Source organism: Streptomyces sp. NPDC049040 (assembly GCF_043197715.1).
Lineage (GTDB): Bacteria > Actinomycetota > Actinomycetes > Streptomycetales > Streptomycetaceae > Actinacidiphila.
The window spans coordinates 1-21,183 of record NZ_JBICTO010000009.1; the positions used below are offsets into that span (position 1 = coordinate 1).

Annotated in this window: 15 protein-coding genes; 7 read left to right on the forward strand and 8 right to left on the reverse strand. The window is 74.0% G+C overall.

Annotated features, from left to right (window positions below):
- Positions 1-156 precede the first annotated feature (156 nt).
- Positions 157-3,495 carry a tetratricopeptide repeat protein gene (locus tag ACGFMP_RS22585; RefSeq protein WP_393674662.1) on the forward strand — a complete coding sequence of 1,113 codons (3,339 nt, stop codon included), beginning with the start codon at positions 157-159 and terminating at the stop codon, positions 3,493-3,495.
- Positions 3,496-3,583: 88 nt separating this feature from the next.
- On the opposite strand, the gene ACGFMP_RS22590 is transcribed toward ACGFMP_RS22585, so the two are convergent.
- Entirely contained in the window at positions 3,584-4,297 is a 714-nt protein-coding gene (locus ACGFMP_RS22590) for an N-acetyltransferase (RefSeq protein WP_393674975.1), read from the reverse strand.
- 108 nt (positions 4,298-4,405) lie between these two features.
- Complete coding sequence (locus tag ACGFMP_RS22595) at positions 4,406-6,661, reverse strand: hypothetical protein (protein WP_393674664.1); 2,256 nt, start codon at positions 6,659-6,661, stop codon at positions 4,406-4,408.
- A 145-nt stretch (positions 6,662-6,806) separates the two neighbouring features.
- On the opposite strand from ACGFMP_RS22595, the gene ACGFMP_RS22600 reads away from it, so the two are divergent.
- The gene (locus tag ACGFMP_RS22600; RefSeq protein ID WP_393674666.1) at positions 6,807-7,229 is read left to right on the forward strand and encodes a very short patch repair endonuclease; all 423 of its coding nucleotides are present in this window, start codon (positions 6,807-6,809) and stop codon (positions 7,227-7,229) included.
- A 562-nt stretch (positions 7,230-7,791) separates the two neighbouring features.
- Entirely contained in the window at positions 7,792-9,243 is a 1,452-nt protein-coding gene (locus ACGFMP_RS22605) for a dihydrolipoyl dehydrogenase family protein (protein WP_393674668.1), read from the forward strand.
- A gap of 53 nt (positions 9,244-9,296) precedes the next feature.
- On the opposite strand, the gene ACGFMP_RS22610 is transcribed toward ACGFMP_RS22605, so the two are convergent.
- Together ACGFMP_RS22610 and ACGFMP_RS22615 are read right to left on the reverse strand one after the other, a co-directional pair.
- Positions 9,297-9,683 (reverse strand): hypothetical protein, encoded by a 387-nt coding sequence (locus ACGFMP_RS22610; protein WP_393674670.1) that lies wholly within the window; start codon positions 9,681-9,683, stop codon positions 9,297-9,299.
- A 116-nt stretch (positions 9,684-9,799) separates the two neighbouring features.
- A complete protein-coding gene (locus tag ACGFMP_RS22615) occupies positions 9,800-10,627 on the reverse strand; it encodes a HEAT repeat domain-containing protein (protein ID WP_393674672.1) in 828 nt (275 codons plus the stop codon).
- Between the two features lie 142 nt (positions 10,628-10,769).
- On the opposite strand from ACGFMP_RS22615, the gene ACGFMP_RS22620 reads away from it, so the two are divergent.
- The 3 genes from ACGFMP_RS22620 to ACGFMP_RS22630 all read left to right on the forward strand — a co-directional run bounded on the left by ACGFMP_RS22620 (position 10,770) and on the right by ACGFMP_RS22630 (position 15,950).
- A complete protein-coding gene (locus ACGFMP_RS22620; RefSeq protein WP_393674674.1) occupies positions 10,770-14,615 on the forward strand; it encodes a CHAT domain-containing protein in 3,846 nt (1,281 codons plus the stop codon).
- Positions 14,616-14,725: 110 nt separating this feature from the next.
- Positions 14,726-15,085, forward strand: coding sequence for a CATRA system-associated protein (locus ACGFMP_RS22625; protein ID WP_393674676.1), 360 nt, complete (start codon positions 14,726-14,728; stop codon positions 15,083-15,085).
- 214 nt (positions 15,086-15,299) lie between these two features.
- Positions 15,300-15,950, forward strand: coding sequence for a hypothetical protein (locus ACGFMP_RS22630; RefSeq protein ID WP_393674678.1), 651 nt, complete (start codon positions 15,300-15,302; stop codon positions 15,948-15,950).
- Between the two features lie 16 nt (positions 15,951-15,966).
- Here the strand turns inward: ACGFMP_RS22630 and ACGFMP_RS22635 are convergent, their stop codons facing one another.
- The 3 genes from ACGFMP_RS22635 to ACGFMP_RS22645 all read right to left on the reverse strand — a co-directional run bounded on the left by ACGFMP_RS22635 (position 15,967) and on the right by ACGFMP_RS22645 (position 17,364).
- Positions 15,967-16,350, reverse strand: coding sequence for a hypothetical protein (locus tag ACGFMP_RS22635; protein WP_393674680.1), 384 nt, complete (start codon positions 16,348-16,350; stop codon positions 15,967-15,969).
- 85 nt (positions 16,351-16,435) lie between these two features.
- Positions 16,436-16,609: a hypothetical protein gene (locus tag ACGFMP_RS22640; protein WP_393674682.1), complete on the reverse strand. Its 174-nt coding sequence runs from the start codon at positions 16,607-16,609 to the stop codon at positions 16,436-16,438.
- Positions 16,610-16,644: 35 nt separating this feature from the next.
- Entirely contained in the window at positions 16,645-17,364 is a 720-nt protein-coding gene (locus tag ACGFMP_RS22645; protein ID WP_393674684.1) for a hypothetical protein, read from the reverse strand.
- Positions 17,365-17,578: 214 nt separating this feature from the next.
- Here ACGFMP_RS22645 and ACGFMP_RS22650 point away from each other — a divergent pair, with 214 nt between their 5' ends.
- The gene (locus tag ACGFMP_RS22650) at positions 17,579-18,517 is read left to right on the forward strand and encodes a helix-turn-helix domain-containing protein (protein ID WP_393674686.1); all 939 of its coding nucleotides are present in this window, start codon (positions 17,579-17,581) and stop codon (positions 18,515-18,517) included.
- Positions 18,518-18,524: 7 nt separating this feature from the next.
- Here the strand turns inward: ACGFMP_RS22650 and ACGFMP_RS22655 are convergent, their stop codons facing one another.
- On the reverse strand, positions 18,525-20,969 hold the full coding sequence (locus ACGFMP_RS22655; RefSeq protein WP_393674688.1) for a tetratricopeptide repeat protein: 2,445 nt from the start codon (positions 20,967-20,969) through the stop codon (positions 18,525-18,527).
- Positions 20,970-21,183 lie beyond the last annotated feature (214 nt).

Consider the following 21,183-nt stretch of genomic DNA (forward strand, 5'->3'; position numbering starts at 1 on the left):
CACCGACGAAACCGCCCTGCCCACCGAACTCACCGCATAGCCTCGCAACAAGATCACCGAGTGGCCGTCGATACACCACTCCAGCGGACGTGACCCGGGCCGCTGCCGGTAGCAGGCCGGTATCCTGAGCCGTCGCTTGGCGACGAGGGGGGCGTGATGGCGAACGAAGGGTTGATGTCGTTCGGGGCGCAATTGCGCGGGCACCGGCGGCGAGTCGGGCTCAGCCAGCGGGAGCTGGCCGAGCGGGCAGGACTCGGCGTGACCACCGTGCGTGACCTGGAGCAGGGCCGCACCCGGCAGCCCCAGCCGCCCTCGGTGCGGGCGTTGGCCACGGCGCTCGGGCTCGACGGGCCCGAAGCGGCCGCGCTGCGTCATGCCGCCGTCGCGGAGGAGGCGGTACGGGAGCACGCGGAGGCCGCCGAGCAGCAGGGCATGGTGCGGGTCGGACTGCTCGGGCCGCTGACGCTGCGTCGCGGAACGACTGAGGTCGCACCGGGGCGCGGCGGGCGTCGCCTGGTCCTGGCCCGGCTGGCGTTGAGCGCCAACGCCACGGTGCCGGTGCACGAACTCGTCGACCTGCTGTGGGGTGACCACCCGCCCCCCGATGCCCACCAACTCCTTCAGACCTACGTGTCACGCTTGCGCTCGGCCCTCGATCCGGCGAGGTCGGGTCGGGCTCCCGGCGCCGTACTGAACCTGGGCGCGGGCGGCTACCGGCTGGCGCTGTCCGAGCAGCAGTCGGATGTGGGCGAGTTCCGCGGGCTGGTCGGTGCGGCGCGCCGGGCTGAGACACCGGACGCACTGGTGCTGCTGGAGCGGGCGTTGGGGCTGTGGCGCGGCGCTCCGCTGGCCGATGTGCCCGAGATGTCTGCGCACCCACTGGCCACCGCGCTGGTGGATGAGCAGGTGGCGGTCGCGCTGCGGTACGCCGACCTCGCCGCGCTGTCGGGCGGGTACGGGCGGGCACTTCCCCTGCTGCGGGCGCTGGCCGCCGCGCATCCGCTGCATGAACCCCTGCATGCCCGGCTGATCACGGCGCTGGCCGGCGCAGGCCTGCAAGCCGACGCGCTGACGGCGTATGACAGCATCCGGCGGCGGCTGGCCGACGACCTGGGCATAGACCCCGGCGCGGAACTGGCCGCGGCTCAAGGCAGGGTGCTGCGGCAGGAGATCACCGCCGCCGGCGCCCACCCGGCCGATGGCCGGACCGCGCCCGACCCGCCCGGACCCGCGTACCCCGTGCCGAGGCAACTGCCGGCGCCGCCCCGGCTGTTGACCGGTCGGATGGAGGAGCTGGCCGACCTGGGCAGCCTGCACGACACGTCCACGGTGGTCATCACCGCGATCGACGGCATGGCAGGCGTGGGCAAGACCGCGCTGGCCGTGCAGGCGGCGCACCGGATGGCCCACCGGTATCCCGACGGGCAGTTGTTCATCGACCTGCACGGGTACACCGACGGGGTGGTGCCGGTCGAGCCGGGCGAGGCGCTGGGCTGGATGCTTCGCTCGCTCGGGGTTGCGGACGAGCGGATCCCGGCCGACGTCGACCAGCGTGCCGGGCTGTACCGCAGCCTGCTGGCCGACCAGCGCCTACTGATCGTGCTGGACAACGCCGTCACCGAGGCCCAGGTGACGCCGCTGCTGCCCGGGGCTTCCGGCTGCCTCGTACTGATCACCAGCCGGCGCCGGCTGTCCGGTCTCGACCACGCCCAGACCCTGTCGCTTGACGTCCTGCCGCCGTCCGACGCCGTCGCGCTGCTGCGCCAGGCCGCCGGTGAGCACCGGCTGACCGGCCAACGACCGGATCTGGCAGCCGAATTGGTCGAGCTGTGCGGCCGCCTGCCGCTGGCGATCTGGATCGCCGCCGCCCGGCTGCGGTCGCACCCCACCTGGGATCTGGAGCACCTGGTGGGGCGGCTCCGCGACCGGCAGCACCTGCTCGTCGAGCTGACGGCCGGGCAGCGAAGCGTCACCGCCACGCTCGACCTGTCCTACCAGGACCTCAGTACCGACCTGCGGCGCGCCTACCGGCGGCTGGGCCTGCACCTCGGTCCTGACGTCGACCGGTACGCGGCGGCCGCGCTGCTGGACGCCGGTGTACAGGAAACGGGCCGGACGCTGGAACAACTGCTGGAGGCCCATCTGCTGCAGGAGCCCGTCCCGGGCCGTTACCGTTTCCACGACCTGGCCCGTGCGCACGCGGTCCGCACCGCGACCGAGGACGAGGACGAGGCCGACGCGCGCAGGGCGCTGGACAGGCTGCTCGACTATTACCGGCACACCGCGGCGGTGGCCATGGACGCCGCTCATCCGTACGACCGTGGACAGCGTCCGCAGGTCCCCGCCGCGCACACCCCCTGCCCTCACCTGCCTGATCCGGCGGCGGCACTGAGCTGGTTGGACGACGAGTGGCACACCCTGCTGGCCGCCGCGAGGTACGCCGCAGAACACGACAGGCCGGAGTACCTGTTGCAGCTGGCCACCATCGTGTCCCGGCACCTTTACACCCGCGGTCGCTACCACGACGCCGAGGCGCTCCACGAGCGGGCGTTGGCCACCGCCCGTGCGACCGGCCATCGCGGAGCCGAACTGGGTGCCCTGGCGGGCCTCGGCAAGATCTACTGGCATCTGGGCCGCTACGACCAGGCCGGCGACCGCCACCAGCAGGCCCTGCGGCTGGCCCGCGCCACCGGCAACCGGATCAGTGAGCCGACCGCGCTGGTCGGCCTCGGCCTCCTCCACCTCGCGCAGGGCCGGTACGAGCAGGCCACGGACCACTACGAGCAGGCCCTGCGACTCGCCCGCGCCACCGGCAACCACGCGGCCGAACTGGACGCTTTGGCGGGACTCGGCCATATCCATCGCCTGTTGGGCCGGTACGACCGGGCCACCGACTGCTACGAGCGGGCTCTGCCGCTCGGCCGTAAGACCGGGCACATCAGCGGCGAGTTGAACGCGCTGGTCGGCCTCGGCCATATCCACGTCGCGCAGGGCCGGTACGAGAAGGCCACCGACTGCTACGAGAAGGCCCTGCGGCTCGGCCGTAAGACCGGGCATATCAGCGGCGAGTTGAACGCGTTGGTCGGCCTCGGCCACGTGAACCTCGCGCAGGGCCGGTACGAGCAGACCGCAGAGCTGTACCAGAGGTTGCACGACATCGCCCACGAAAGCGGCGCCCGCAACTGGCAGTTCGAAGCGTGGCAGGGCCTGGGTCGACTGGAGCAGGCCATCGGCCACCCGGACGTCGCCCTCACCCACCACGAGCGGGCTCTCGCACTCGCCATCGAACTCGACCACCCTGAGGACCAGGCACGCGCCCACGACGGCCTCGCTCATGCCCATGAGGCCCTGGGCCGGCACGACCAGGCCCGCACGCACTGGCAACACGCCCTGGAAATCCTCGGCCGCCTCGGCGTGGACCAGGCCGACGGGGAGACCACCCTCGCCTCCATCCGCGCCCGCCTGGCCGACGCGGCGACCGCGGGGAGTGCGTGAGGACCGGCTTCGCCGGTTGCCGTCGCCCCTGAGCGCGGCCGACGGCAGGGTGGCGGAAGAAGCGTCACCCTCCGACATGCGGACCCGCTCACCCCGGCCGGGAGATCGGCAGCGCGCCCGGCTCGGTCAGCGGCAGCAGCGGGACGCCCTCCGGGCGGTCCAGCGCGTGCCGCAGCGCGAGGGAAGCGGGGTCGTCGCCGGGGGCGGCCTCCTGGTAGCTCTCGTCGAGGAACGCGCGTACGACATCCGGTGCGACGGTCCCTGCGCCGGCCCCCGCGCACTCCGGCGCAAGGAAGAGGACGGTCAGCAGCATCCCGTACACGCGCGCCGAGCCGGGGCGCAGCGAGGGCTGGAAGTAGGGGATGTCCAGCGCCCTGGCACCGTGCCGCGCGTAGAAGCGCAGCCGGGCGGCGGGGTCGCCGTGGGCCGTGCTGGCCGAGTTGGCGAGGGGGTGCTCGATCTCGGCGAAGGTCGCGCGGGGCCGGAGGCGCTGCTGCCAGGTGCCGGTGACCTCGCCGAGCAGGAGCCCGCCCGTTCCCCCGCTCCGGCTGCCGGGCAGCACCGCGAGGTAGACCAGCAGGAGGGTACGCGCCCCGGGGGACCACTGGCCGATCGCCGCCCCGACGGCCGACCCGCCCTGGTCGACCGCGGCCGCGACGAGCAGGGTGCCGTCCGCCACGCCCGACCGCAACCACTCGGCGGTCTCCAGCTCGTCCGGTGGGAAGGACGGGGAGAGGACATCCGTGTAGAGCGACTCAAGGAGCGGACCGTTGTCCCGCACATGGACGACGCGGATCGTCATCGTCACCACGCCGCCTGACCAGCCATGCCCCGATGCTACGCCTGAGGCGGTGTCATCTGCGGGGAGGCGCGGGTGACCTGGATGCGAACAGCCGCCGACGGCAGGGCCTCAGCGCGTGCCGCCCGGGCGGCCCCCCTGGTGCCCGCCGGCCGACCACCAGAAGAAGCCGCCGATGATCACGGACAGGACCACGATGGCCGAGATGGTGACCAGCGAGCCCTGCTCTCCGAAGCCGTAGCCGCCCTGGAGGATCTGGCCGAGCCCGGACAGGCCGATGGCGGCGATCACGGCGAGGAGCGTGTCCAGTTTGGCCCGCTGGCGCTGCCCGTTGCGTGCCTCCACCGCGCTCTCCTGCTCCTGGAGTTGGCGGGCGAGTTTCTCGATGCTCAGCGCCAGCCGCTCGTCGAGAACCTCCTCGACGGTCACCTCCAGGTCCCTGATCCGCCGCGCGAAGTCGGACCACTCCAGGAGGAGTGCCAGCATCGAGGCCGCAACCGGCGAAGCGACCAGCGACGGTGAGCGGATCAGGCCGACCGCGGACCTGGTCTCGATCGCGAAGTCACGCAGCCGGATCTTCTCCCGCTCCAGGTCGTCGGCCAGCTCGCGCATGGCCTGGACGGTCGTCCTGCGGGCCTCCTCCGGGCCGGGCAGGCGTTCCTGGAGCCGCTTGACGCTCTGGTAGTGCCCGGCGAGTTCGCTCGACCAGCCGGCGAGGAGGCCTTCGAGGGAAGCGACGAACTCCGCCACCGTCTCCCGGGTGCCGGTGCCCCACAGGGGCAGCCCGAGCCCGGCTATCAGCGTGGTGTTGCTCGTGCACACCAGCCATTCCTCGGCGAGCACGCGCGCGTCCCTTGCCAGGCCGTGCTCGGGCGCGTACCGGATCCACTCCGCCATCGAGCCCACCAGGAAGGTGACCGGATTGGTCAGTATCGGGCCGCCGACGAGATTCGCGAGGTCGTGCGCGGCCCGGATCTCCCGCACCTCGGTACGCCCCCCGGAACGGCGCACCTGGGACGCGGCATTCACCGAGATCACCAGGCGGAACATCCCCGGGCGGGTGATCACGTGCACTCCCGCCTCGGCTCCCCCCAGCCGCTCGCCCAGGTCCTGCGTGAGCCGGACCGCCAGATCCGACAGCCGGGTCGGGCAGCGGTCCGCCCCCGCGGTGCCCGCCGCCACGCCGTCGAACGCGATCTCCGTGGTGCCGGATTCCGGCGCGGCGCGCAGGGTCATGGCGTAGATGTCGGCGGGTGAGGCTCCGGCGAGATCCGCCTCGAACCGCACGCAGTGGTTGCCCAGGACGGACAGCCGCAACTGCGCGCGGACCGACTGGATCCGCTCGCCGTCGAGCCGTATGACCGCGTCCGGCAGCCCGATGTGGGTGCCGTCGTAGCGGCGGCCCAGCGAGTCGGAGCCGTCCCAGACGTCGTCGAGGTTGAGGGACTGGTGCACCTCCACCGGCCGGGCGCCGCCCAGCAGCCAGTCCTTCGCCTGCTGCGCCGCGGTCAGCACCACGTCGGAGGCCGTCTTCCCCCGGATCGCGAACGGGTAGAGGTAGGCGATCCTCCCGCGGTCCACTCGCAGCCACCCCCGGGTCCCGGCGTCGGCCAGGGCGGTCAGGCTGAACCTGTGGGCCTGGAGGCAGCTGCGCGCACGCAGGTCGCCCCCGAGCAGCTCCTCGGCAGCGGACAGGGCGGCGATGGCCGGGGCCAGCGAAGTGCCCGAGTCGAGGAAGTCCGCCAGGGCGCCGGCGGCGGTGGCGAGCGCCCTGTTGTAGGTCTCGCGCGCCCTGGCCAGCCCGACGACGTACGCGGTGAACCACGGCATCGCCGGTTCGACCCGTGCCGCCAGGTCCGCCGCAAGGGCCGCCTTGTCCGCGGCCGCGGTGGCGGCCAGTGCCAGTGCGCCGGGCACCGAGCACGCCAGCGCGTTCTCCGCGCGGATCTCCGCGTCCAGGCTCTCGATCAGCGCCAGGGCCGACGCCACCGCGATCCCCTCGTCGTCATCCGCCGCCATCGGATGGGCGGCGAAGTGGTCGACCGCCGCGCCCAGCGTGTCCCACAGCAAGCCGAAGTGGTAGGAGACCTCCCAGGCCTCGGCGACCTCGTAGCGCAGGTAGAGCAGCAGGCAGGGGACGCCGCCGGGGGTGCCCGTGACCTTCGGCACCTGGACGGCCAGCTCGTCGGCGGCCTGTTCCCTCCGGCTGACCCGCCGCCGCATCGAGGGCGCCCCGGCCGACTCGTCCTCCGCATTCCACCGCGGCAGGCACCACAGCTTTTCCGGCTCCACACCGCGGGCCGCCAACCACTCACGCAGCAGCCGGGTGTCTCCCCTGGGCAACGCTTCGAGTAAGTCCCCCATCATCCGACAACCATATCCACTCCTACCCGGATATTCAGTCGCTTCGCGACACCTACCGCCCGCCCGCGCCGGGCCTCGGAGCGCCTGCTCCTCCGGGCTCACCCGCTCGGCGGGAACCCACTGCGGCGTGCGCGGCAGAATGGGGCTCATGGCCCCCCTGGAGACCACTCCGACGATCCGTGCCCGGATGAGCAGGCAGCGCAGCCGCGACACGGACATCGAGATGGCCCTCCGCAGGTCGCTGCATGCCGCAGGGCTCCGCTACCGGGTCCACCGCAGGCCGCTCAAGGGCGTGCGCCGCGAGGCGGACATCCTTTTCGGGCCCGCCCGTGTCGCGGTCTTCGTCGACGGCTGCTTCTGGCACGGCTGCCCCGAGCACTCGACATGGCCGAGGAACAACGCCGACTTCTGGCGCGAGAAGATCGAGAAGAACCGCGCGCGTGACCGTGACACCGACTCCCGTCTCGCAGAGGCGGGTTGGGCGTCCGTGCGGGTCTGGGAGCACGAGGCCGCCGCCGCTGCCGCCGAGCGGATATCCGTCCTGGTGCGGGATCGCCGCCGTCCGGCGTAGGGCGGGCGGGGCAATCGGCCCGCCGACCGACGGAGCGTATTTCTTTCGGGCCGGCGCCGGCCGCCGGCCGGCTCAGGTCGCGGCGAGTGGCCGCTCGCCGCTGGCCGCTCGCCGCGGGGGCCGGGGATCTGGTAGCGGCTCGGCGGTCCCGGTGGCCGGCGGGCAGCCGTCGCAGGGCCGCGCGAGTGTCGCCCCTGTCACGCTCGTTCGCTGCCTGCTGCCTGCTGCCTGCTGCCTGCTGCCTGCTGCCTGCTGCCGCTGCCTGCTGCCGCTGCCTGCTGCCGCTGCCTGCTGCCGCTGCCTGCTGCCGCTGCCTGCTGCCGCTGCCTGCTGCCGCTGCCCGCTGCCGCTGCCCGCTGCCGCTGCCTGCTGCCGCTGCCTGCTGCCGCTGCCTGCTGCCGCTGCCTGCTGCCGCTGCCCGCTGCCGCGGACCGCTGCCGCTGCCCGCTGCCGCTGCCCGCTGCCGCGGACCGTCGCAGGTCAGAGGAAGGCAGGCGATCCGCCTGCTGTCAGCGGCGGGGCTTCGGTCGCCGATCGGGCGGCGGCGAGGAACCCTGGAAGCATGAACGCTTCATCGGAGAACAACCCGGACGACACCTATGACGTGATCGTGCTCGGGGCGGGTCCCGTCGGGCAGAACGTCGCGGAGCAGGCGCGGGCGGCCGGGCTGACCGTCGCCGTGACCGAACGCGAGCTCGTGGGCGGTGAGTGCTCGTACTGGGCGTGCGTGCCGAGCAAGGCCCTGCTGCGGCCGGTGATCGCCGTCGCGGACGTCCGCCGGGTGGACGGTGCCCGGCAGGCCGTCACCGGGGAGATCGACACCGCCCGGGTCTTCGCCCGCCGTGACCATTACGTCACCGACTGGGACGACTCGGGCCAGGCCGCCTGGGTGAAGTCCATCGGCGCCGACCTCCACCGCGGGCACGCCAGGCTCGACGGGCCCCGCCGGGTGGCCGTCACCTCGGCCGACGGTGCGATCCGCGTCCTGACCGCACGGCACGCGGTCGCCGTCGCCACCGGCAGCGGGCCGGTCCTGCCCGACGTGCCGGGGCTGGCGGAGGCCCGCCCCTGGACCAACCGCAAGGGCACCGACTCCAGCCGGGTGCCCGACCGGCTCGCCATCGTCGGCGGCGGCGGAGTGGGCGTGGAGATGGCGACGCTGTGGCAGCGGCTCGGCGCCCAGGTCACCGTCCTGGCCCGCGGCCCGCTGCTGGCCCGCATGGAGCCCTTCGTCGGCGACATGGTCGCCCAGGGGCTCACGGAAGCCGGCGCCGACGTACGCATCGGCGTCTCGGTGACGGGACTGAGCCGGCCCGACCCGGCAGGCCCGGTGACGCTGAGCCTGGACGACGGGACCGAACTGGAGGCCGACGAGGTCATGTTCGCCACCGGGCGGACGCCGCACACCGGCGACATCGGCCTGGACACCGTGGGGCTGACCCCCGGGTCGTGGCTCGACGTCGACGCGACCTGCCTGGTCGAGGGCGTCGAGGGCGACTGGCTCTACGCCCTCGGCGACGTCAACCACCGCGCGCTGCTCACCCACCAGGGCAAGTACCAGGGCCGCACGGCGGGCGACGCCATCGGCGCCCGGGCCAAGGGGCGGCCGCTGGACGACGGGCCCTGGGGCGACCACGCCACCACCGCCGACCAGCACGCGGTGCCGCAGGTCTTCTTCACCGACCCCGAGGCCGCGGCGGTCGGCCTGTCCGCCGAGCAGGCGACCGCGGCCGGCCACAGGACCAAGGTGGTCGACGTCGACTTCGCCACGGTCCAGGGCGCCAACCTGTTCGCGGACGGCTACCAGGGCCGGGCCCGTATGGTCGTCGACCTCGACCGCGAGGTCATCCTCGGCGTGACCTTCGTCGGCCCCGGCGTCAGCGAACTGCTGCACTCCGCCACGGTCGCCGTCGCGGGCGAGGTCCCCCTCAAGCGCCTCCGGCACGCCGTCGCCTGCTTCCCCACCGTCAGCGAGATCTGGCTGTTCCTGCTGAAGGCCTACGCGGCCGGCTAGCGCGGCGACCGCGAAGCTGCGCGGCCGGGGTTCGGCAGAACGGCAGGATCGGCTCAGCGGCCGGGCATGCCGCCGTGCGGGCTGCTGACCACCAGCGATTCCGAGCCTTCGGCAAGGTAGTAGTGCCCGGGGAAGTAGTCGATGTGGAGGTGGAGTCCCTCCTCCGCGGACGCCACATCGCGCAGATTGCCGGCGAGCACCGCCCTGCCGGCGCTGTCGCCGCTGATCACCAGGATGCGCCGCTCGGGATCGAGGCGGACGAGCACCCCGGGGCCGGAGGACTTCCTCACCTCGAGCCCTGCCAGGACATCGCCCTCGGGATTGTCCGAGGCGCTGAGCAGCCCCTCGCCGTCGGCGACGGCACCTGCCAGGCGGGTCAGCTCGTCCGCCGAGGCCGTGATGTCCACTTCGCCGAAGACGGGGTCGCGGACGAGTCTCATGATGGGCGCTCCTTCACGGTCGGATCCCCATGATGCCGCCGGGCAGTGCGCGGCTGTCGGGTATGTCGCGTCGGACCCGGTCGCCCGGAGACGACGCCGATCGTCCGGCGGCGGCTTCAGGGGCGGAGGTCCGCGCTGTCGATCCACTCGGGCGAGACGAGGACGTCGCCGCCCGTGGGCGCGTCCAGGGCCTCCAGCAGGGACCAGGTGCGGGCTTCCTCGACCAGGTCGTTCCAGGGCGCCGTCCAGTCGGGCCACCGGTCGGAGTCCGGGCCCGGGACCCGGATCGTCCGCTCGCGCGTCTGCTGCCAGAACTGCGCGTAGAGGATCAACTGGCCGTGGTCGGCGAGGTCGTTGACGACCTCGGTGTACCGTGCCGCAGGCCAGCAGGGGCCGATCCTGCCGACGGCACCCGCTGGGATCCGCAGGCGGGCGGTGAGCGGGGGCACGACGGGGATACGGGCGCCGAGGCTGGTCAGGGCCCCGCGGATGGCGATCGGCTCGCCCAGATCCGGGGCGTCCCCCCGCGCCTGGCAGGCACGGTGGGCGCGGCGCAGCGGTTCGACGGCGCCGCCGATGCCCAGGACGCCCAGGGTGTGGGCCGACCACTCGCGGACGTCGGGATTGTCGCTGTCCAGCAGGCCGATCAGGGCGGGACCGCACCGCGGGTCCGCGACCTCGTCGAAGACCTCGATGGCGGTCAACTGACCGAAGACTCCGAGGGAGTCCAGCCCTTCGATGATCGCGGGGACGGCTTCCGCCCCGATCCCGACCAGCTCCGCACGGGCTTCGTAGGACACTTCGGCCTCGCAGTCCAGCCGCCTGACCAGTTCCTCGACGCGGGAGGTCGAGCCGGCCGGGGGGCATGCAGAAGGGCCGCTCGGCGGGACTCTTCGCGGATCGCTCACCTCCGCAGTCTCGGTCACCGACTCTGCTCGCGCCATGGAGATTCCGTCCGCGGGAGTCCGCGCGCCGCCCGCCCCTGCCGCATACCAGGCCGCCCGGATTTTCCGGCAAACACCCGGACTTGCGGCCGCTTCGCCGGGATCGGGCCCGCCGGCGGAGGGGGTCGGGAAGACTGGGCGGATGCCGACCGCGCGAGCTGATGTGGAACGGATGCTGGCGCGCTGCGAGGCGTCCTGGTCACCCGAGGTGGAGCGGTGGGTGGCCGCTGCGGAGGGCGGGGTGGACCGGCTGCTGCCCGCCGCGCAGGGCCTGTTGCGCGCGTCCTGGAACGACGGCGGCCGGGCGGCCGCCGTCGCGGCGGTCGCGCTGCTGGAGTCCGCGCTCGACACCGGCGCCCGAGACCACCCCCAACGGCCGCGCTGGGTACTGGACTTGTGGCTGGCCGAGCGCACCCTGTCGCTGCGCCACGACGATTTCCGGCTGTCCCGCGACATCCACCACCACCTGGGGGCGCAGACCCAGGGGCGTTCGGCCGACGACCCCGTCGCGGTCGCGGCGGTCTACCCGATGGAGCCGCTGCCGCGCTACGGCGAGCCGGTGCGGCCGGTCGAGCACGGGGCGGTCCGGCTCGCGAACGCGCTGCCGCCGGACGACGCGGCCCGCCGCAGCCTCCTGCTGCGGCTGGCGCAGGCCGCTCTCTTCCGCTTCGAATCAGGGGACGCGGCCGCCCTCCCCGACGCCTGGGACCGGGGCCGCGCCGCGTACGACGGTCTCACCGTCGACCACGTCGAGGCATGGACGGTGGCGAGTACGGCGGCGGCCGTGAGCGCCGTCTGGTTCCGCGCCCACCAGGACGACCGGAGCGCCGCAGAACTCGGGGTGCGGGCGGCGCAGTCGGCGCTCGACGCCATCGCGCACCGGCGGGACCACGGCGCGACGTCCGTCGGATACGAGTCCGGGCTGGCGCACTTCGCCATGGCGCAGGCGCTGCTGGGGGCCGCCTCGTGGGACCTGCGCGGCGAGACGATGGACGCGGTCGTCGGGCACTTGGACGCCTTCAGGGCCGACGGGCCGCCGGACGACGGCGGCACCTATGCCGTGAACATGGCGTCGGCGCTGGCCGCGCGGGCCTTCGTCACCGGCTCGCGCGACGACATCGCCCGCGCGGGCACGCTCCTGGCCGACCTGGAGCGGGATCTCGGTCCTGGCCATCCGATGCTTCCGCACATTGCCCAGAAGCGCGCCGCCTGCGCCGAGATGCCGCGGCTGATGAGGATGCTCCCGTTCAAGACCGTAGGGCTGATGCGGAAGTTGCGTCCGCACCTGGGCGCGCTGATGGTCCCCACGGCGCTTCCCCCGGTCCAGGTCTTCGCGCCGCTGCCCAGCCCCGGCTACACCTCCCCCGGCCCCGGTCCGGAGGACGTCCGCGCGCGCTTCGGAGGCGCGGGCGGGGGTGCGGGCGTCGGGGGAGCAGCCGTACCGGGACCGCGAAGCAACGGTGCCGCGCCCGCGCAGGGCGTGCGGTGGACCTGGCCGCCGGCGCCGGGGCCCGCGCCGGAAGCGGGCCTGCCGCAGCCGGCGGACCTGACCGGGCTGCCGCCGGAGGCGGCGGCCGTGCTCGGCGCGCTCACCGGCAAGAGCGGCACCCCGCTCGACCCTCGCCAACTGGAAGCCGCGGAGTCGCAGTTGCGGGCACGCCTGGCGGAGCCCGGCCTCGACGAGGGCCGGCGTGGCTGGACGGCGAACGTGCTGGTGCTGGTGCTGTCGGCAGGATTCGTCTCGGAACGCGACGTGGACAGCCTGGAAAAGGCGGTCCACGCGGGCGACGAGGCGCTGGCCACGCTGTCGCCCTCGGGTTCCCGCTACCTCGGCCTGCTCTGCACGGTGGAGGAGCAGCGGCTCGTCCTGGGCACCTTCGTCGAGGATGAGGCGACCGTCGTCAGGGCCGGCGACGCCCTGCGCTGGGCCCTGGACCGTGCTCCCGGCTCCTCGAACCTCTGGGTGCAGTGCGCATCCCTGCGCGGTATGGCGCTCGCCCAGATCGGGGTCCGGCGCCGCGACCCGGCGGCGTCACAGGAGGCGAACAGGCTGCTGGCCGAGGCGAGCCGGCTGACGGACGCCCTGGCGCGGGAGGCCGCGCCGTTTCCGGAGACGGCCGCCGAGGTGGCGCGGATGCGCGTGTACGTCGACCGCGCGGCGGCGATGGTCAAGGCGTCCGACGAGGAACTGCGCATGGACCGCTACGGGCTGGAGGAGACGGAACTTCCCTGGGACCGCGCGGCCGAGGCCGGTCTGCCGACGGCAGCGCGCTTCCACAACGCGCGGGCCGCGATGGGTACGGCGATGGAGCGCCGCGACTGGGCGGGCGCCACGGACGCGGCGGAGGCCGCGCTCGAAGTGCTGCCGCTGCTCACCTCGCGGGCGCTGGACCGCGGCGACCGCCAGAACGCCCTCAGGTCGGCCCTGCTCGGCGGGCGCTACCCCGCCCCTTCGGGACCGGGGGGCCGCCGCGAGCTGCCCGACCAGCTCGCCGGGACCAGCCTGGGCCGCACGGGGTGCGCGGCGGCGCTCGCCATGGGCGCCGTCGACCGGGCCGCGGTCCTGCTGGAGCAGGGCCGGGCCGTCCTGATGAACCAGGACCTCGAAGCGCGCGCCGACCTCACCGACCTGGCCGCCGCAGATCCGGACCTGGCGGCGCGGTTCGCGGCGGCGGCCGAGCGGCTGAGCCGCGCGGAGGAGGCCGCCGCCGACCCGGGCGGCCACCGGGGCCCTTCGCGGCCCGTGTACGGCTCGGGCGCCGGGCACGGGCAGGAATCGGGCGCCGGGCACGAGCAGCGGATCCGCGAGCAGCACGAGGCGGCCGGGCGCTGGCGGCGGCTGCTCGACGAGATCAGGGCCCGCCCCGACTGCACCGGATTCCTGCTGCCGCCGACGGCCGAGGCGATCCGCGCCGAGGCGGACGAGGGGCCGATCGTGCTGATCAACGTGGACCGGCTGCGCTGCGACGCGCTCGTCGTCACCACGGGAGCCATCACCCTGGTGCCGCTCGAAGGGATCAGCGAGGGCCTGGTGGCCCGCAAGGCGCAGGACTTCCTGGCCGCCGTCGCGGTCGACGACCTCTTCGGCGACGAGGCGGCGGCGGCACGCGAGACGGTCTTCGGCACGCTGGAGTGGCTCTGGGACGAGGTGGCAGAGCCGGTGCTGCGGGCCGCGGGCCTCGCGGAACCCGTCCCGCGGGAGACGCCCTGGCAGCAGTACCCCCGGCTGTGGTGGTCGGCATCGGGGCCGCTGGCCCACCTGCCGCTGCACGCCGCCGGATACCAGCGCAAGGGCCGCCTCGGCGAGCGGCGTTCGGTGCTCGACCGGGTGGCGTCGTCGTACACGCCCAGCATCCGGGCGCTGCGCCACGCCCGCCAGGCTTCCGCGCCGCGCCCGGACGGGGGTCCCTACCTCGCCGTCGGGCAGCCGACTGGCGAGGGGGGTGCCGAGGGCGCGTCCACGGAGGAGATCGCCCTGGTGGCCCGCAAGCTGGGCGGGGCGACGGTCCTGGACGGCGACAGGGCCGCGGTGGCCGCCGTGCTGTCCGCGCTGCCGCCGGCGGCGACCGTGCACTTCGCCTGCCACGGCGTCAGCGACCCCGCCGATCCGTCGCGCAGCCGGCTCGACCTCGCCGACGGACCGCTCGCGGTGACCGCCGTCTCCCGGCTGCGGCTGCGGCACGCCCAGCTGGCGGTGCTCCTGGCCTGCCACACCGCGCGCACGGACCGGCTCCCGGACGAGGCGATCCACCTCACGTCGGCCTTCCAGACCGCCGGGTATCCGCAGGTCGTCGGGGCGCTGTGGGAGGCCGCCGACCTCGTCTCGCGCCGCTTCGCCGACGACCTCTACCGAGCGCTGCGACGCTACGGGGGCGGCCTCGACCTGAGCCTGGCCGCCCGTGCGGTCAACGCCAACGTCAGGGAGCTGCGGGCCGTGTACTCTTCCGCCCCCGCCGCCTGGGCCGCGTACATCCACACCGGCCGATGACCCGGAAGGCGGCCGGGACACGGCCGGGAGAGGGCCGGGAAAGGGCCAGGACACGCAATCGCACTCACCGCACTCACCGCACCCACCGCACGAGAGAACCGGAGTACGACATGACCCCCTCGCATGGCGCCGCGCCACGTATCGGCAGGAGGCGGACCGAGCGACTGCTGCCCGTCCTGCGGACCGTGCGGCGATGGCGGTTGGCACCCGAGCGGTGGATCGTGGCGGACGGGCTGCTCGCGGAACTCGCCGTGGCGGTCGAGGCGGGGGACGTCGGGACGGTCGACGAGAAGACCGCGGAGTTGGAGCTGATCGGCAGACGGGTCGGCCGGATCGCCCCCGACGAGCCCCCGCCTGCCGACGACGGGAAGATGCCGGCGCCCGACACCGTACGGGACCGGGTGGTCGCGCTGGTGCACGTACTCGACCCCGAGGGGGCGCCGCCCGCCGCGAGTGCGGAACAGCGCTGAACGGGCCCGATGCTGGCGGCTGTTCCACGGGTGTCCGCAGGCCGTAGGGTGTGCGCGGACCAGGGGAGACGCGTGAACCATTCCGCCGCGCGGGCTTCGCGGGGGATGCGGGGGCGGTCCGCGAGGACCGCCGCGGGGGAGGGGGGCGACCATCGTCTCGGTACTGGCTAACATCGCGATCGGCCTGCTCACCAGTCTCGTCGGCGGTGCGCTGGTGTGGCTGTGGGAGCGGGGCAAGCGCACCCGGGTGGTGAACAAGAAGGCGGACTTCTTCGGCGTCCGGCCGGGCGAGACCTGCCTGATCGTGCTTGCCGAGAAGCACAACGCGCCTGGCAGCTCGCAGCGCGGGGACGTCCGGGCCACCGTCGAACTCGCCATGCTCGCGGGCGAACTCGGCTGCGACGTGCTGCTGGAGTCCGGCGCCTTCCGCGGCAGCAACGGCGCCAGAACCGAGTTCTGCGTGGGCGGCCCGCTCGGCGGTGCCAACGTCCGCACCGGCGGCCACCTCGCCGCCCACCTGCCCGGCGTGACCATCCACCCCTTCGGCAGCGGCCCCGACTCGGTCGCCATCGCCGTCGGCGGCGAGCGCTATCGCTACGACCACGACCACCAGGAGTACGCGCTGGTGGCAAAGTTCACCCCGGCCGAGTCCAGCCGTCCCGTGGTGCTGGTCTGCGGGCAGAGCTCGCTGGCGAACCAGGCCGCGATCCACTTCCTGCGGCGGGAGTACGCCTCGGTCGCCGAGGGGCTGGAGTCCGTCGACCGGTTCTGCCTGCTGATCAGGATCTCCGACATCGGGACGTACGCCTTCCACCGGACCACGCTCGAACGGGACGTCACGCAGGCGGCGTTCGCGCCCGCGTGACGTCCCGGGGGCACGGTCAGATGCCCGTGTACCGGACCGAGCTGTCCACCGTCGCGAGCGCGTCGACGTACCGCCGGATCTTGCGGTTCGCCTTGAGGCCCAGGGCCCCGATGTTCTTCCCGACGCCGAGCAGGATCTCCCGGTGCGAGCCGCGGTCCCACATGTTCATGTGGACGGCGGACTTCTGGATGTCGGTGCCGCCTCCACCGAGCACCGCCATCACCGCGAAGTCGGGCTGGTCGCCGTCGAGCCGGTCGAAGACCGAGCTCCTCGGCTCCTCGAACGCGGTTCCGGCGCCGCGGAACTCGCTCCACCAGCTCACGCGCATGGCGCGCTGGAAAAGGGCGGCTGCCTCCTCCATGGAGGCGGCGGTGCTTATCTCCACCGGTTGCCTTGCCATTGGTTCACTCCTGATCTGAAACGTGTCGGCGTGCATGGTGCGACGATGCCGACCGCGGTGGGACATCCCCCCGGGCCGTGCGTGATCACTTGGGCTCGAATACCTTTTCGTTGAAGCGGTACCGCTTGCCGCTGTCGATGTAGTTCTTGCAGGCGGGATTTCCGCATTCGTAGACGACCCATGTGCCCATGGGCTCGGGCCGCTGGCTTTTGACGCTCATGCGCTGCCTGCACACCTGGCAGCTGAGTCCTTTCGGCATGGTGGTGTTCTCCTTTCGCGAGTCCCGTGCCCGGTTCAGACAGTGGGCGCGGGGAGCGGGATGAAGGGGGCCAGTTCTTCGGACACCCAGTGGGCGGGCACCTGGAGCGCCTCGCCGACGCGGACGTAGAGGTCGTAGAGGGCCGGCGCCCCGAACCACTCGAAGACCGAGCGGGTGGGGTCGGTGTCGCTCGCCGCCGCCTCCACGATCACCTGGAAGCCCGCGCCCGCGGCCCGTACGAAGAGCACGTTGGAGTCCGGCGCGCTGGTGATCACCGCGATCGGCCGTGTCTCGCCCGGGGCGAGCGGGGCGATCCCTGCGGCCTCAGGCGCGGGCCTGGGCCGGCCGACGAGCCACGGCTCGTCCCCCCGGTGGCGCTGCCAGAAGGACCAGTCGTTGGCGGTCAGCCGGTTCTTGGGCACCCCGTTGGCGCGGAAGAACTCCAAGGCGGCCATCCGCACCGTGTCGTAGGCGGGGTGCGAGAAGTCGGAGCCCAGCAGATTCCACACGGTGCGCGCGGCACCGTAGAGCGCGAACCCGCCGGCCGGCAGCACCTCGGCGACCAGCGCCGAGGTGAACCTGTCCGGTTCCGCCTGCGCGAAGTCGAGGAAAGGCGCCTGGAGTTCACTCCACACCACGGTCGCGTCCAGGTCCGAGTCCAGTGGAGCGAACTCGAAACGGCCGAACCGCTCCATCCTCGGCACGACGTTGCCAGGAAGCCGGCCCGTACTCGGACCCCTTCGGAATACGGTCATGATCTCCCCTGTGCTGCACCGGTTCCCCGCGGCGGTTGCGCTTCTTCCGCTTCCGCCGCCGAAACCCGGTCTAGCAACGGGCGGGGAACGGGCACAACGATTTCCCGGCGGCACCGGACGATCTCCGGAAAACCCGCGGAAAACGCGACGGCGCCCGTGCGGGCCTGTGGAACACTTGGCCTGAAGCCGTTGCGGCGGAACGGAGTTCGCGATCATGGGTCGTCCCGAGAAACCCCTCAGCCCCGACGGACCACCGGCCCTGCTTTTCGCCTACTGGCTGCGCGAACTGCGTGACGACAGCGGAATGAGCTACAAGGCGCTGGTGAACCGCACCGGTTACGGCAAGACCACGCTCAACGACGCGATGGGCGGCCGGAAACAGCCCAGCCGCGCGGTGACCATGGCGATCGTCGCCGCGTGCGGCGGGGACAGCCGGCGGTGGGCGGCCTTCTGGAGCGAGGTGCGCAGGGCGCTCGACCCGCAGGCGGTCGGCCCGGTGGAGATCCACCCGCCGCCGTGGGACGCCAGGCCGCCCGCGCGCGGCGGTGTCCACAGCGAGCAGTGCCCGCCCGGTTGCGCGTCGACAGAACCGCACGGCTGGTACACCGCCTCCGTCCTCACCCAGCTGACGCTGGACACCCCGACCCCCGAGGCGGTCGAGCGCCGCGTCGTCGTCGCCACCTGCGACGGCCTCGCCCGCATCCCGCTGGCCTTCAGCGTCCCGCGCCACTCCGCCGACGCCGCCCCCCGGCACGGCCTCGACGTCAGCGTCCGCCGCGGCGGGCGCCTGGCCCCGGGGGAGCAGCCGTACGAGAGCTTCTTCCGGCACGAACTGGTGCTGCCCGCGCCGCTGCGGGCGGGGGAGCGCCACGAGTACGTGCTGCGGCTGCGGATTCCGCCGAAGCAGCCGATGGCGCCGCACTTCGTCCATGTGCCGCTCACCCGCAGCGAGCGGTTCGGCCTGCGCGTCCGGTTCGACCCCGCCCGGCCGCCGCGCGCGGTCTGGCGGCTCACCGGTGTGCCCACCGCCGTGATCTACCAGCGCACCCCCGGCACCGCCCTGCTCCGCCCCGACCAGGACTCCTGCGTCACCGTCGACTTCGACGGCATGCGGGTCGGCTACGGCTACGGCCTGTGCTGGCGGGACGCCTGACCCGGCCCTACGGCAGGGTCGGGGCGTCAGCCGCCTGGGCGGTCTCCAGTTTCGCGCGGACCGGCCGCGCGTCCGGGTGGTAGAGGCCGTCCAGCACGTCGAGCGCCCGCGTCCGCAGGGCACGGGACTCGTCGTGGCGGCCGGCAGCGGCATGGGTGTCGGCGAGGTGGTCGAGGGCATGGGCCTCGCGGTAGCGGTCGCCGAGCGCCCGGTCCAGGGCAAGGGACCGCTCGTAGGTGCCGACCGCCTCGGAGTACCGCCCCAGCGCGTGCTCGCAGCGGCCGATGCCGAGCAGGATGCCCGCCTCGCCCTCCAGATGCCCGAGCCGCTCGTACAACTCCAGCGCGCCGCGGGCGTTCTCCAGCGCCTCGGCGGGGCGGCCGAGGCGCTCCTGCTGCTGCGCCACCGCCGTGAGGCCGTCGGCGAGGGCGCAAGGGTCGCCGCTCCGCCCGCCCATGGCCAGCGCCAGCCGCGCCTGCGCCAGCGCCCGCCGGTGGTCGCCGGCCGACGCGTACGCCCGCACCAGCGACAGCCGCACCTCCCGTACGCCCTCCGAGTCGCCGAGATCGTGGCAGGCGCGCAGCGCCGAGTACAGCAACTCCCGTGCCTCGGCCGGCCGGTCCAGCCGGGACACCGCGTCCCCCAGCTGGCGGGTGGCGGTGCACCACGCGGCCCGGTCGCCTGCCCGCTCCGCGGCCTCGCGCGCCAGGCCGTGCACGAGCCCCCGCTGGAACCGCCGTCCTGACCTGCGCAGATGGAGCGCGCACGCGCGGGCCAGCCGCCAGGCGTACGACTCGAGTCCTTCGGTGGCCGCCGCCTGCGCGATCACCGCTTGCAGGGTGGCGAGTTCGGTCTCGAACCAGGCCACGGCGGCCGCGTGGCCGTCGATCCGCGGCAGCTTGGCCTCCGGCGCGCGTCCCGCGGTGGCCGCGGTGCCGGCGTCGCCGCCGGGGCCCGGGTCGGGAGCGGGCGGCCGCCAGGGCTCCAGGTGCCGGTCGGCGAGACGTGCGGCGGCCAGGGTGTGCCGCAGCAGGCGTTCCGTGCCCGCCAGCCGCTCGGCGGGCGGCCCGCTGCCGGCCAGCTCGCCCGCGTAGACCCGCAGCAGGTCGTGCAGCGCGTAGCGGCCGGGTGCCCGCTGCCGCAGCAGGTGCGCGCCGGTGAGCGCGTCGAGCAGCGGGCGCGGCGGATCCGCGGTCCCGGCCAGGGCGGCGCACGCCGACTCGTCGATCTCGGGACCCGGGTGGCACCCCAGCAGCCGGAAGAGCCGGCCGGCAGGCGGCGGCAGGAGGGCGTAGGACCCCTGGAAGACGGTACGCAGGTCGACGTCCGCGTCCGGCTGGCCGAGCACGTCCAACCTGGCCTGGGCCTGCCGGAGCTCGGTCACCAGGAGGTTCACCGAGCCGGTCGGGGCGGCCGCGGCCCGCGCCGCCGCGACGCTCAGCGCGAGCGGCAACCGCGCGCACAGCTCGACCAGTTCGTCGGCCGCGCGCGGCTCGCGGGCCAGCCGGTCCGTGCCGATCAGCCGCTCCAGCAGGGTCCTGGCCGCGTAGCGCGGCAGCACGTCGAGGGTGACCCGCAGCGCCCCCTCGCGCACCACCAGGCCGTCGAGCCGGTTGCGGCTGGTGACGATCGCCAGGCAGCCGGGTCCGCTGGGCAGCAGCGGCCGCACCTGGTCGGCGGAGCGGGCGTTGTCGAGCACGAGCAGCAGCCGGCGCCCGGTGAGCAGGGTGCGCAGCAGCGCGGACGCGACCGGCTCCCTGGCCGGGACCGCGCCGGGGGCCACTCCGAGCGCCAGCAGGAAGCCGTGCAGCGCCTCCGCGGCCTCCACCGGCGCGGCCGAACCGAACCCCCTCAGGTCGACGTGGAGTTGGCCGTCCGGGAAGTGCTCGCCCACCCGGTGCGCCCACTGGAGGGCCAGCGTGGTCTTGCCGACGCCCGCCGTGCCCTCGATGGTGGTCACCACGGCAGGAGGCGGCGCCAAGTCGTCCGCTGCATCGGCCAGCAGCGCGTCCAGGCGGCGCATCTCGGCCTCGCGGCCGACGAACTGCGGGTACGAGGCGGGGAGTTGCCGCGGTACGACGGGCGGCCTCGGGCCGGGCGCGGCATCCGTCGCGGAGGGTTCGGAAGGCCGCCCCCTGCCGTGTGCGGCTCGCAGCCTGCGGGCCGTCTCCGCCGCGTCCCGCAGGGTGCCGAGCCGGCCCGCCTCCCGGCCCGTCACGCCGAGCGCGTCCAGCAGCTCGCCGAAGATCACGGTGCCCGCGAGCGTGGTCCCGTTGAGATACGCGTACAGGCTGCTCGGCGAGACGTTCAGCCGGCGTGCCATTTCCGTACGGTCGACCGCCCGCCCGAGGCGCTTCTCCGCTCGCACCACGGCCGCGGTCAGTTCCGCGGCCAGCCGCTCGCGGAGTGCCCGGGCCTCGTCCGCACCGCCCGGGACAGCTCTGTCGCCCACCACGTGCCCCTCCGTACACCGCCCATGAGCCGCCCCCCCCGCAGACGCCGCTGGCCCGGCACCGCGGGGTCCGGGCCGCCGCCTTTCCGGACTTTTCCAGTCTGTTCCAGAACGGCCGGGAGCGTGGCCCGTCCTGCTGGTCCCGTGGACACCGCCGGCGGACATTCGGCGCCGGTGATGCCCTCGCGAGAGGAGAGAGCCGTGCAGACCCACT